This is a genomic window from Paenibacillus sp. FSL R10-2782, assembly GCF_038592985.1.
Classification (GTDB): domain Bacteria; phylum Bacillota; class Bacilli; order Paenibacillales; family Paenibacillaceae; genus Paenibacillus; species Paenibacillus terrae_C.
Map to the genome: position 1 here is coordinate 2,137,033 of NZ_CP151951.1, position 13,065 is coordinate 2,150,097.

The window sequence follows — 13,065 nt, forward strand, 5'->3', positions numbered from 1 at the left end:
ACCTAATAAATAAACCCCTTTGAATATGGGGCATGAAGAGAGGAGGGACCCTATGAATATCGGATCTGTATTTCGAGGATTACTTGGTGATGTGAAGGCGGGAGAGGCTAAAAAGCTCGATATGCAGCCAGGTCAAGTCGTACGGGGCGTCGTATTAAAGGTGTCTGAGGACGGCGGTGAGGCTGTGTTGCAAATTCAAGGCTCCCAGGTCAGAGCCAAGCTGGAAACCCCTCTTCAACCTGGCCAGTCCACATTACTTCAGGTCCAGCCAGCCTCACCCAGCGGGATGACTGTGCTTAAGCCTTTGAACGATGCAGCCAATACAGGGCAGAAGACTGTAGCGCTGGCAGACGTACTGGATTCGGTGGGACTACCAGATACAGCGCAGAACAGGGAACTGATACAGGCGATGCAAAAGAATGGCGTACCGTTGACATCGGAAAATGCGGCTTCTTTACGGGACGCTTTGGCGAAGCAGCCAGGAAAATTACAAATGGAGACGTTTGTGCAGGCAGCAGCGGTTGCCTTTCAACGTGGATTGCCATTGACGGCGGAAAGTATAAACGGTTTGCGACAGGCGATGTTTGGCCCTCCTTTAAATGATCTTTTGTCTTCGCTGGAGCAGCAGCTTGAAGCAGTATTCAAGCAGCAAGGACAGGGAGCATCAGCTGACCGTATGGCGGGAGAAGCAACAGCTGCAAAGTGGGCTGATCGAACGTCCTCTGCTCCATCAGGCGTTTCTTCAGCTGTTGTTGCAGATGCACCAGAAGGCCTAGTTCCTGTATTGTCCAAAGATGCCGCTGCTGTTGCTACAAAGCAGTCAGAAGCGGCACAGGCAGCAGGAGGCAAGGAGACGCTGAAAGGGACTCAGGCAGCAAATCTTGCTGCTATAGTCGGTGAAGCGGGCGCCTCGGCGACAGACATGGATGCACCGACTGGAACTGCTGCATCTGTAGCTAAAGGGGATGTTTCGGGAGAACCAGTTGTAGCTAATGGGCGTGGAGCTATAGCCTCGGACCTGGTGGCGGATTCTGGTGTAAATGCGCCTGAATCGGGCGCTGATGTATTGAGGGCTTCACGCGCCGGAGCGGAGCAGCCGCAAGCTGCTACAGCGGGTACACAGCAGCCTAAGGGTACCGACGGCGCTCCAGCGGCGACAACGGCAGAGCCTGCCGGGGCGAAGCCCGCTGCAACCGCCAATGCGGCCGACCGCACCGCCGCGCCGCAGGCCGCTGCGGGCAACTCGGCCACACCGGAGGCGCCTCTCCAGCGGCTGCGCACGCTGCTGCAAGAGCTGCGCGCGGCGGTGCCGCCCGCGCTGGGCACGGCTGCGCCGGAGCAGCCCGCCGCAGAAGCGCCGCAGCTTGCGGCTGGCGCTCAGCGGGCTACGGACACCGCTGCTGCCCAGCCAGCGGCGGCCGTGCCGTCCAGCACGCAGCTCACCCCCACGGAGGATCCGTGGGTGGGCCGCGTGCTGAAGCTGCTCGGTGCAGAGCACGAGCAGCAGGTACATCGCGCGGCTGCACAGACCGCGCAGGGAACGGCGGCGGCCCGTATGGAGCCGCCGGAAGGAGCGCAGCCGCTGCCGGGATTAGCGGCTGCGGCGGGCGGTGCGGTGTCAGCGGACGCCGACACCGTGAAAGGAGCGCTGCTCCAATTGATGAGCAGCGATGACCTGCCGCCCGCGCTGAAAGAGGCGGCGCAGCAGGTCGTGCAGCACCTGACGGGTCAGCAGCTACTGCTGAATACGGACCGGACGGCCCCTTTTGCACAGGTACACATGTTTATTCCATTTGTCGGTCCGGATGGTCGTGAAACAGCTACGATTCAGATTCAGTCTCGACGCGGTAAACGCGGAGAGCTGGATGCATCCAACTGCAGACTTTGGTTTGACTTGGACATGAAGGCGCTCGGCCCGACATTGGTGGATGTGCAAGTCGTGGACCGGATTGTGAGCCTCAAGCTCCATAACGATCAGGATTGGGTCGCTTCGCTGTTGACCAGCGGGCGTGAATCCATTCATACGGCGCTGGAATCGATAGGCTATCAGCTTTTAACGCTTCGAACCGAGCCGATGCCAGTAAGGACTGAACAGGAGAGCAAAGGTATGGTCTTTTCGGAGGTACAGAGCTATGTGCCTCAGCCGTATAAAGGAGTCGATCTTAAAATATGAAAGAGCCGTTGGAGGCTCCTTCTCCTTTCAGGAAGAAGGCTGTTGCCCTTAAATATACGCCCGGTGAGAGCGAAGCCCCAATCGTCGTTGCCAAAGGCAGTGGTCGTATTGCGGATAGCATTTTGGAAAAAGCCAAGGAGCACGGCGTTCCCGTTCAAGAGGATGCCGCACTGGTTGAGGTATTGTCCAAGCTTGACTTGGATGAACAAATTCCTGCTGAGCTATATCAATTGGTGGCAGAGGTGCTCACCTATATATATCAAATGGATAAGCTTGCTCCAAGGGATGATAGCTGATGAGGAACGATATGAGGACCGGAAGCAAGGATCAACGAAAAGCCAAAGGAGCTTTGGGTGAACAGGCAGCGGCTTCGTTTTTGGAAAATCTGGGGTATCGTATCATAGAGCGTAACTGGCGATGTCGTAGTGGTGAAATGGATCTGATTGCCTCCCGGGAGGATACTCTCGTGTTTATTGAAGTACGCAGCCGAAGTAGCTCCAATTATGGAACGCCCGCAGAATCAATCACTGCACGTAAAATAACTCAGGTTCGCCAGACAGCTGCTGTTTATTTGCATATGAACGGGATTAGAGATATTCCAATCCGTTTTGATATGATTTCTGTACGATTGATTGACGAAACCGCAGTCGTCACGGAGCATATAATTGAGGCATTTTAAAAGAACAGTAAATTTTTTTGAAGGCTCATTTCGAATTTCATATGTACAGGTTGACAGGAAGGAATGCTACAGGTATATTTTATTGAGAATGGTTATCATTTTGATTATATTGTTATAGTGAGCATTCACAAGCTATACCTGCGAAGGAGGATATACGTGACAGAGCATACCTTTAGTGAACATGTCATAGATGTAATTCAGGAACGGCGGACCATTAAACGGTTCAAATCCGACCCCATTCCGGTAGATACCATTAAAGAACTGCTGGACGTTGCTGTATGGGCCCCCAATCATAAAATGCGCGAGCCATGGCGTTTTCTCTTGTTTGCCGGCGACGGGCGGAGAAAGCTCGCTGAAGCTATTGAAGCTGATATGGGCAAGGATAACAAGTTCGAAAGCGGCATTTTGCACAATCCAATTCAGCTTTTAGTTGTGTTGGAGGAAGACCCTCGTCAGGCAGTTTGGGATGAGGATTTTGCAGCAGTTAGTGCCCTTGTACAAAATTTTATGCTTGCCGCATGGAGTAAAGGAATCGGAACGTTCTGGGTCACAAAGCCTTTTCTGTATTCGCCGAAATTCCGCAAGCATTTGGGAATCCAGCCTGGTGAGAAGGTCATCGGAATGGTGTATGCAGGTTATCCTGAAGTCATTCCAGAGCCAAGACCACGTATCCCAGCAGTGGATAAGCTGACCTTATTTGACAAATAGTCTTTTGTCGAATAACCTTGATTAGACAGTTTGGAAATTAAAGATGTAACATTATATTTGCAACGCATGAAAATTTGGAAGCACCTTTTTTCATATATGCAATGCTCCCCGGGGGAGACATTTCAGTATGAGGAGAGGTGTTTTTTGTTATGTATGGAAAACTACATGGAGCTTGTCTTTATGGAATAGACGGTGTTTTGATTGAGGTGGAGACGGATTTGTCGAATGGGTTGCCTCAAACTGCGATTATCGGATTGCCGGATTCAGCAATTCGGGAAGCCGTAGAGCGCGTAAGAGCAGCGATCAAAAACTGCGGTTTCAAGTATCCCTCCCAGCGTGTAACCATAAATTTGGCTCCTGCTGATTTACGTAAGGAAGGTTCATCCTTTGACTTTGCAATCGCTTTGGGATTGCTGACAACCAGCGAACAAGTCGTTTTACCTGCGGGTGAACGGACGTTATTCATCGGTGAACTAGCGCTGGACGGCAGTATTCGCCCCGTGAACGGGGTATTGTCTATGGTTGATTTGGCCAAGCGAGAAGGATTTCATTCGGTGCTGCTTCCTGAGGAAAATGCAGGTGAAGCACGCCTGATCACGGGTATACGTATTTACGCTGTTCGTCATCTGATGGATCTTATTCCAGCAAAAGATCACGCACAATACATTATTGAAGGACAATCAAAAGATCGGAATACTAACGACTTACCTAATCCAATGGATGATGAGGGAACTAATCAAACAGGTAATCAAATAATTAGTCAAGATATTAAGCAAGCTATGGATCCAGCTCCTAAGGCAATCCCGAATGAAGCCGAGCATTATGTCCAAGGCAAGCGTATTACAGTTAGGCAGCGGGCTATGATCCATTCTTATGACCATTTGCCCCAGGCAGATCAGATACCCATGTGTGAGGTCAAAGATGTGATTGACGTTATGGAGGATTATAGCGATGTATTGGGCCAGCTACACGCCAAACGAGCCCTAATTATCGCTGCTGCCGGAATGCACAATATCATCCTTATTGGGCCGCCTGGTGCCGGAAAAACGATGCTAATCCGCCGGCTTCCATCCATTCTGCCGCCCTTGACCGAAAAAGAGGCACTGGAGGTTACCAAAATATACAGCGCCGCCGGGAAGTGGAAGGAGTCATCGCCTCATTTAATGAACATTCGCCCCTTCCGTTCACCTCATCATACGATTTCTGCTGCTGGACTGGTGGGAGGAGGCGGCATTCCCAAGCCGGGAGAAATTAGCCTTGCACATCGGGGGATTTTATTTCTGGATGAGTTGCCTGAGTTTAGTCGTCATGTGCTAGAGGTGCTGAGGCAGCCGTTGGAAGATCGCAATGTGACAATCAGCCGTTCACGTGCAGTTTTTAAGTACCCGGCACATTTCTTACTTGCAGCTTCTATGAACCCGTGTCACTGCGGCTTTTTCGGAAGTGATACGCAACATCAGCGCTGTACCTGTTCATCTTCTGTGGTAGCTCGCTATCGTTCGCGTATTTCTGGTCCATTACTGGACCGGATCGATCTTCAGCTTGAGGTATCGCAGCCGAAGGACTGGCGTGAGGAAAAAGAGTCACTGTCGTCCGCTGAAATGCGTAGACAGGTGTTGTTAGCTGCTCAAAGGATACAAATCGATAGGTACAACAAGCTTCCTTTTTCATGGAATAGCGAATTATCCGGTCAAATGCTCCGGAAATATGCGGTATTAGAACTCCATGCGGCAGAACTGCTTGATCAGACGATGGATGCGCTTGGTTTAAGCATGCGTGCGTATGATCGAATTCTCAAGCTGTCACGCACTATTGCAGACTTGGGTCAATCAGAGCAGATCATGGTGTCGCATGTAGCTGAAGCCATTCAATATCGGAATATGGACAGGGCACAGGCCAATATTTCAGAAGAATAAAGCGGTATAGGGAGTAACTCCATGTCCATAATTTTTATGTAAGGATTTTGCAAAATTCGATTCCAGTCGCTCCGAAGTGCAATATATAGACGAACTAGCCCATTTCGATCTATAAATTGTTCATTGGAAGTCGCTAACTGGATTTTTGCAAAATCCTCATGTAAGACAAAAAAAGCTCCAGACGCTAAGTTCTGGAGAAGAAAAAAAGATTATGACAACGTGATTATACAATAAGTATATCAATTTCGTATATACGATTATGCATCATTCCCCATGTTACTTGATGGAAGAAAAACCAGCTATCCATCCTTTGTTGAGAAAGTGTAGCTGAAAGTAACAAAACCTCCGAACCAGAAACAGCTCGGAGGTTTATTTATAAAATTCGGATTAGAGCACGTTCAGCTTGACTTCAATATTGCCGCGGGTAGCGCGGGAGTAAGGACACTGTTCATGTGCGCCTTCAACCAGTTTTACCGCTGTTTCATGGTCAACGCCTTTCACCAGTACATCAAGGTTTACTCCGATACCAAAGCCGCCATCTTCAACTTTACCGAAATTGACGGTTGCTGTTACTTCGGTACCTTCATGCTTAATACGCTGCATGCGGGCAACCATATTCAAGGCACTGTCAAAACACGCTGAATAGCCTGCTGCGAACAATTGCTCCGGGTTCGTACCCGCGCCACCTGCACCGCCCATTTCTTTGGGTGTATCAATATTTAAACGAAGTTCAGGAGAAGAAGACTCGACATAACCATTACGTCCTCCAACTGCTTTTACTGTTGTTTCATACATTTTTTGTTGAATGGTCATCATAATTCAATCACTGCCTCTCGCTCAATTTATATTTCACACAATTTAATTTATCAAAATAATTATTATTTGTAAAGTATTTTGTGCAATTAGCATGCTTTTTGTTATATAATGTGATAAAATAATGACGAAAGTAGGTGATCTGACAGGATGGACAACAACAAACATAATGAAGGTACAGCATTAAAACTTGATAATCAGTTATGTTTTGCCATATATGCGTGCTCCAGAGAGATTACGAAGCTATACCAGCCTTATCTGGAAAAGCTTGGTGTGACATACTCACAGTATTTGGTGCTCATTGTGTTGTGGGAGCGCGAGGAATGTACAGTGAAGGAATTAGGCGAGGCGCTGTATTTGGACTCAGGCACACTGACCCCGTTATTGAAAAGATTGCAGAATGCCGGACTCATTGACCGGAAGCGTTCGACTCAGGATGAGCGCAAGGTGCTGATCTCCTTGACTCCAGAAGGGAGTACATTGCGGGAAAAAGCGCTATCTGTACCGGGATGTATTCAAGAAAAAACAAGCATGACCCACGATCATTTCGGTTCGCTCCTGCATCAGTTCAATGATCTGCTGGATCGGGTTCATGAAGCGAATGTGCAGGTTGAAAAATCATAATAGGCATTTCCGGTTACTTATATGAAACTTGTTGTTATGTAGCCGCCTGTAACTGGATGTAAGAATGCCCCGATGAACTGAAGTACCTCTCATACGGATTTAATAAATCCCGAACATGAAGAGGTGCTTTTTTTGTGTGTATTCTATCTAAATAAAATATCCATTAATATCCAAGCATTCGATTTTGGGAATGATAATGATATCAAAATACTGTAATTCATAACGTTAAAATATAAGGAAAGCGTTTTAAAAACATGTTACAATGATGTAGGTTTAGTATAGATTTCCTTGTGAACCGCCCTTGTTGCAGTCATGTTGATAGGAGGATTCCAGAATGAATATCCATGAATATCAGGGTAAAGAAGTATTGAAGCAGTACGGAGTGGCTGTACCGAACGGTAAGGTTGCCTATACGGTGGAGGAAGCCGTTGCTGCAGCAGAATCGCTTGGAAGCGCTGTTACGGTGGTAAAGGCGCAAATTCATGCTGGTGGACGTGGTAAAGCCGGCGGTGTGAAGGTGGCCAAAAGCTTGGATGAAGTGCGCACTTATGCTTCAGAAATTTTGGGTAAGGTGCTGGTGACACATCAGACCGGGCCTGAAGGCAAAGAGGTTAAACGCCTTTTGGTAGAGGAAGGCTGCGATATTCGTAAAGAGTATTACGTTGGTGTTGTCGTGGATCGTGCGACCGGACGTGTCGTGATCATGGCCTCGGAAGAAGGCGGTACGGAAATCGAAGAGGTAGCTGCGGCTACTCCGGAGAAAATTTTTAAAGCGGTTGTTGATCCGGCGATTGGGCTTCAGGTATATCAGGCGCGCAAGCTGGCGTATGACATTAACATCCCGAATGAGTTGGTAAACAAGGCGGTTAAGTTCATGCAGGCGCTCTATGAAGCTTTTGTGGACAAGGATTGTTCGATTGCAGAGATCAATCCGTTAGTCGTCACAGGTGACGGGAATGTGCTGGCGTTGGATGCCAAACTGAATTTTGACTCTAATGCGCTGTTCCGTCATAAGGATATTTTGGAGCTGCGTGACCTGGACGAAGAGGACGAGAAAGAAATCGAAGCTTCCAAATACGATTTGAGCTACATCGCATTGGACGGAAATATTGGGTGTATGGTCAACGGCGCAGGTCTTGCAATGGCGACGATGGACATTATCAAATATTACGGTGGCGATCCGGCCAACTTCCTGGACGTAGGGGGCGGTGCGACGACAGAAAAGGTAACCGAAGCGTTCAAAATCATTTTGTCCGATCCGAAGGTAAAGGGCATTTTTGTGAACATTTTCGGCGGAATTATGCAGTGTGACATCATTGCGAACGGTGTGGTGGAGGCTGCCAAGCAATTGGGGCTGACACGTCCGCTTGTTGTCCGTCTCGAAGGTACGAATGTCGAGTTGGGTAAACAGATTTTGGCAGAATCTGGTTTGAACATCGTGGCGGCTGATTCCATGGCGGACGGTGCCCAGAAAATCGTCGAACTTGTTCAATAGCCTGTTTGCATTCCGATATGCCGAATAAACGATAGGGGATGTGAAGATCGTGAGTATTTTGGTCGATAAGCATACAAAGGTGATTACACAGGGGATTACGGGAAAAACGGCGTTATTCCACGCCAAGGGTGCGCTTGATTATGGCACACAGATGGTAGGAGGCACCTCACCAGGCAAGGGCGGCACCGAGGTGGAAATTACGTTGGAGAACGGACAGCAGGTCAAGCTGCCTGTGTTTAATACAGTCAGCGAAGCGAAGGCTGCTACAGGCGCGACAGCAAGTGTTATTTATGTACCGCCTGCTTTTGCTGCGGATTCCATTTTGGAGGCTGTGGATGCAGAGTTAGACCTCGTTATTTGTATAACCGAGGGCATTCCGGTGCTTGATATGATCAAGGTCAAACGATTTATGGAAGGTAAAAAGACCGTTCTGATCGGCCCTAACTGTCCAGGCGTAATTACACCTGGAGAGTGTAAAATTGGCATCATGCCGGGTTACATTCATCTGCCGGGCCATGTAGGCGTTGTGTCACGTAGTGGCACGCTGACCTATGAAGCGGTGCATCAGCTGACCACTCGTGGCATTGGACAATCCTCTGCGGTAGGTATCGGTGGGGACCCGGTTAAAGGATCGGAATTTATTGATATTTTGCAGCGCTTCAATGAAGATCCTAACACGCATGCTGTCATTCTGATCGGAGAAATCGGCGGTACAGCCGAGGAGGAAGCTGCCGAGTGGATTCGCGACAATATGAAGAAACCGGTGGTCGGTTTTATCGGCGGTGTGACTGCGCCTCCAGGCAAACGAATGGGGCATGCGGGCGCCATCATTTCCGGTGGAAAAGGAACTGCCAAGGAGAAAATCGCTACGCTTGAAGCCTGTGGTATCAAGGTGGCACCAACGCCTTCCGAGATGGGCTCGACGCTGGTCAGTGTGCTGGAAGCACGTGGTATTTTGAATTTATGTACGACACATTAAATCGTGTTTCTTCATTAATATACAAGCAGTAAAATAGCATCGAAATTTGCCGCTTGCTAGTGTATAATGAAAGAAAGGTAAGCAACCTTTTTGTCTTCTTAAACAGGGGATAAAAAGGTTGCTTTTTTTTGCGTTGAGACAGGCTTATCGGGGAAACGCTTGCAAAATAATACGTTGTGCCACAAAATAAGGGAGGGTTCACTCTTCCCGTGAATGGGGGAACCGCAGTTTGGAAGAAAGATGGCTTTTGCTGGGTTTGCATGAATTAGAGGGTATCGGTAGAAAAACAATTCAGCGTATTTGGTCGAGTGACTATCGGCTGCATGAACTGCTGCATTTTAGCGAGCAGAATTGGGTTGAAGTAGGATTAAATCCCACCCAGGCCCGTATGGCAGCACAGCGTTACGATGAAGATTGGATACATGAAATATGTCAGCGCGTTCGATCTGGCGATATCGGAGTGATTACTTATGTGGATGAGGATTACCCCCTATTAATGAAGGAAACGGTCGACGCGCCTTGGGTATTGTATACGAAAGGGGACGTTTCACTTTTGCATACATGCTCTGTAGCTATGGTGGGGACCCGAATTCCTACGGCTTATGGACGCAGAGCGGCCGAGATGCTGACAGAAGGATTGTGTGATGCGGGCATTACAGTGGTCAGTGGATTGGCGAGAGGGATCGACAGTATATGCCACGAAGCCGCCCTGCGCCGGGGAGGAAATACGATAGGGGTTCTTGGCACGGCGATTGATCAAATTTACCCGCCCCAAAATGCATCTTTATTTGCAGAAATGGCGAGCAAAGGCTTGATTGTATCGGAATATCCACCAGGTACCAGATCGCATCCGGGAATGTTTCCGCAGCGTAACCGGATCATTGCTGGTCTGACACAGGGAACCGTTGTGGTGGAAGCAGATGTAAGAAGCGGTTCCCTAATTACAGCCGATGCTGCGTTGGAGGCGGATCGAGATGTGTTCGCCGTTCCGGGGCCGATTACATCACCGAAGAGTAGAGGTACGTTAAGCCTGATTAAGCAAGGGGCTAAAACGGTCACCGAAGCTTCGGATATTGTAGAGGAGTACGTAGCCGATTTGCGTATAAGGGATGTTTCTTCATACAATAGAGAGCAGGGTCTGGATGTGAATGGGGTCTCCAAAGCACCAGCGAGTGAGACACCCGAGGAAAAGCGTGTCGTGCTTTTGCTGGAGCAAGGAACCATGACACTGGATGAACTGCTTGAAGCAACTGCATGGGATTTTGGACTTTTACACTCAGTTCTGTTATCGTTAATCATAAAAAAAAGGATCGCCCAGCTTACGGGTACAAAATACAAACTTATTTAATAGTTAATTTTGCAAATCCTTAATGTAGTAATTGTACAAATTCAGTATTAAACAACCGGGGATGGGAGTTTTGATATTTATCCGCACAGCGGATTCCTGTTCCCTCCCTTCTTCCTGAAATGTGTTGACTTTATAGCTCGGAGCGTCTTCGCGCTATAACTCACCACATTTCAGGAAGTCTATCCTAGTTGTACGTAATTGAGAGGAGGAAGAGCCTATGGCGGATTCACTCGTCATCGTGGAATCGCCTTCCAAGGCGAAGACGATCGGCAAATACTTGGGCAGCAAATATATCGTCAAGGCTTCCATGGGTCATATCAGGGATTTGCCAAAGAGTCAGATCGGCGTAGAGGTCGAAAATGATTTTAATCCCAAATACATTACCATTCGAGGTAAAGGCTCGATTTTGAAAGAATTAAAGGATGCCAGAAAAAAAGTGAAAAAAGTATATCTGGCGGCTGACCCGGATCGCGAAGGCGAAGCTATCGCTTGGCATTTGGCGCATGCGCTGGATCTGGACGATACAGCAGACTGCCGCGTTGTATTTAATGAGATCACAAAGCAGGCCGTCAAGGATGCATTTAAAACACCGCGCAAAATCAATATGGATTTAGTCAATGCCCAGCAAGCACGGCGGATTCTTGATCGGCTTGTCGGCTACAAAATCAGTCCATTACTTTGGAAAAAGGTAAAGAAGGGCTTGTCCGCAGGGCGCGTGCAGTCGGTTGCCGTGAAAATTATCCTGGACCGTGAAAACGAGATTAATGAGTTTGTACCGGAAGAGTATTGGACAATCACAGCTAAACTGGCGATTAAGGACAGTACCTTTGAGGCGAAATTCCATCAGCTTCGTGGCGAAAAGAAAGAGCTCTCCAGCGAAGCGGATGTACAAGAAGTGCTGGAGGCTATCGGCAAGTCGTCTTATAAGGTTCGTGATGTGAAAGAGAAAGAGCGTTTGCGCAATCCTTCTCCACCATTCACGACTAGCTCCTTGCAGCAAGAGGCGGCTCGGAAACTTAACTTCCGTGCATCCAAAACGATGTCCGTGGCCCAGCAGTTGTATGAGGGTGTGGACTTGGGCAAAGAAGGAACCGTGGGTCTGATTACGTATATGCGTACGGATTCCACACGAATAGCCGTTTCGGCCCAAGAGGAAGCGAAGGAATTCATTATTCAGAAATATGGCGAAGCTTTTGTACCTGAAAGTCCTCGTCAATATTCCAAAAAAGCGGCCAACGCCCAGGATGCGCATGAAGCGATTCGTCCAACCTCCGCGTTGCGTGACCCGGAAACGGTTAAGCCGTTTATGAGCCGGGATCAGTTCCGTTTGTACAAACTGGTATGGGAGCGTTTTATGGCCAGCCAGATGGCTTCCGCTATTATGGATACCTTGTCTGTTGATATTGAAGCGGGTGAGACTATATTCCGGGCAGCCGGCTCGAAGGTTCGTTTTCCAGGCTTCATGAAAGTGTATGTGGAGGGGAATGACGATGGCAAAACCGAAGAAGATAAGCTGCTGCCGCCGCTTAAACCGGGCGACAAGCTGAAAAAGGAATCGGTTGAGCCGAAGCAGCATTTCACGCAACCGCCTCCCCGTTATACAGAGGCACGACTGGTGAAAACGCTGGAGGAACTGGGTATCGGGCGTCCGAGTACGTATGCACCGACACTGGAAACTATTCAGAAGCGTGGCTATGTCGCCATTGAAGAGAAGAAGTTTTTCCCTACCGAGCTGGGAGAACTGGTCATCGAGCAGATGGAGGAATTCTTTCCTGAGATTCTGAACGTAGAATTCACGGCCAATATGGAGGGTGATCTTGACCACGTAGAAGAAGGCGAAGGAGACTGGGTCAAGGTCTTGAGTGACTTTTACGAGTCGTTTGAGAAGCGTCTGGAAGTGGCAGAGGAAGAAATGAAGGAAATTGAGATAAAGGATGAAGAATCCGATGTCATTTGTGACAAATGTGGCAGCCCGATGGTGTATAAGCTTGGCCGCTTTGGTAAATTTCTGGCCTGCTCGGCATTCCCGGATTGCCGTAATACGAAGCCGATTGTCAAGGATATCGGAATCAATTGTCCTACGTGTGGTGAGGGCCATGTGGTGGAACGGCGGAGTAAAAAAGGACGTATCTTTTATGGATGTGACCGTTATCCTGAATGCGATTTTGTATCCTGGGATAAACCCTCCATTAAGCCTTGCCCAAGCTGTAGTGGCCTAATGGTCGAAAAACGTACCAAACAGGGAACGAAGCTCAACTGTACTGTCTGCGATCACAGTGAAATGCTGGAAGAGAGCGACGAGGGTGTAGAGACTTCATAAGAACAACAAT

11 protein-coding genes are annotated in these 13,065 nt (G+C 48.6%); 10 read left to right on the forward strand and 1 reads right to left on the reverse strand.

The window, feature by feature from the left end; genetic code table 11:
* The first annotated feature begins 52 nt into the window (after nucleotides 1-52).
* From NST83_RS09975 to NST83_RS09995, 5 genes are all read left to right on the forward strand, one after another.
* Nucleotides 53-2,173, forward strand: a complete 2,121-nt coding sequence (locus NST83_RS09975) for a DNA ligase (protein WP_342417481.1) — start codon at nucleotides 53-55, stop codon at nucleotides 2,171-2,173.
* Complete coding sequence (locus NST83_RS09980) at nucleotides 2,170-2,469, forward strand: EscU/YscU/HrcU family type III secretion system export apparatus switch protein (RefSeq protein ID WP_342417482.1); 300 nt, start codon at nucleotides 2,170-2,172, stop codon at nucleotides 2,467-2,469. The genes NST83_RS09975 and NST83_RS09980 overlap by 4 nt, the downstream gene beginning before the upstream one ends.
* Entirely contained in the window at nucleotides 2,469-2,852 is a 384-nt protein-coding gene (locus tag NST83_RS09985; protein WP_137062705.1) for a YraN family protein, read from the forward strand. Before NST83_RS09980 ends, NST83_RS09985 begins: the two co-directional genes overlap by 1 nt.
* A gap of 156 nt (nucleotides 2,853-3,008) precedes the next feature.
* On the forward strand, nucleotides 3,009-3,560 hold the full coding sequence (locus tag NST83_RS09990; RefSeq protein ID WP_137062706.1) for a nitroreductase: 552 nt from the start codon (nucleotides 3,009-3,011) through the stop codon (nucleotides 3,558-3,560).
* A 149-nt stretch (nucleotides 3,561-3,709) separates the two neighbouring features.
* A complete protein-coding gene (locus NST83_RS09995; protein ID WP_342417483.1) occupies nucleotides 3,710-5,476 on the forward strand; it encodes a YifB family Mg chelatase-like AAA ATPase in 1,767 nt (588 codons plus the stop codon).
* 387 nt (nucleotides 5,477-5,863) lie between these two features.
* Here the strand turns inward: NST83_RS09995 and NST83_RS10000 are convergent, their stop codons facing one another.
* Nucleotides 5,864-6,292: an organic hydroperoxide resistance protein gene (locus tag NST83_RS10000; protein ID WP_137062708.1), complete on the reverse strand. Its 429-nt coding sequence runs from the start codon at nucleotides 6,290-6,292 to the stop codon at nucleotides 5,864-5,866.
* A gap of 147 nt (nucleotides 6,293-6,439) precedes the next feature.
* Here NST83_RS10000 and NST83_RS10005 point away from each other — a divergent pair, with 147 nt between their 5' ends.
* The 5 genes from NST83_RS10005 to topA all read left to right on the forward strand — a co-directional run bounded on the left by NST83_RS10005 (nucleotide 6,440) and on the right by topA (nucleotide 13,055).
* A complete protein-coding gene (locus NST83_RS10005) occupies nucleotides 6,440-6,913 on the forward strand; it encodes a MarR family transcriptional regulator (RefSeq protein WP_342417484.1) in 474 nt (157 codons plus the stop codon).
* 334 nt (nucleotides 6,914-7,247) lie between these two features.
* Nucleotides 7,248-8,408, forward strand: a complete 1,161-nt coding sequence (gene sucC, locus NST83_RS10010; protein ID WP_137062710.1) for an ADP-forming succinate--CoA ligase subunit beta — start codon at nucleotides 7,248-7,250, stop codon at nucleotides 8,406-8,408.
* A 49-nt stretch (nucleotides 8,409-8,457) separates the two neighbouring features.
* Complete coding sequence (sucD, locus tag NST83_RS10015; protein ID WP_137062711.1) at nucleotides 8,458-9,387, forward strand: succinate--CoA ligase subunit alpha; 930 nt, start codon at nucleotides 8,458-8,460, stop codon at nucleotides 9,385-9,387.
* Nucleotides 9,388-9,616: 229 nt separating this feature from the next.
* Nucleotides 9,617-10,735, forward strand: a complete 1,119-nt coding sequence (gene dprA / locus NST83_RS10020; RefSeq protein WP_342417485.1) for a DNA-processing protein DprA — start codon at nucleotides 9,617-9,619, stop codon at nucleotides 10,733-10,735.
* A gap of 217 nt (nucleotides 10,736-10,952) precedes the next feature.
* The gene (gene topA / locus NST83_RS10025) at nucleotides 10,953-13,055 is read left to right on the forward strand and encodes a type I DNA topoisomerase (RefSeq protein ID WP_137062713.1); all 2,103 of its coding nucleotides are present in this window, start codon (nucleotides 10,953-10,955) and stop codon (nucleotides 13,053-13,055) included.
* Nucleotides 13,056-13,065: the final 10 nt, after the last annotated feature.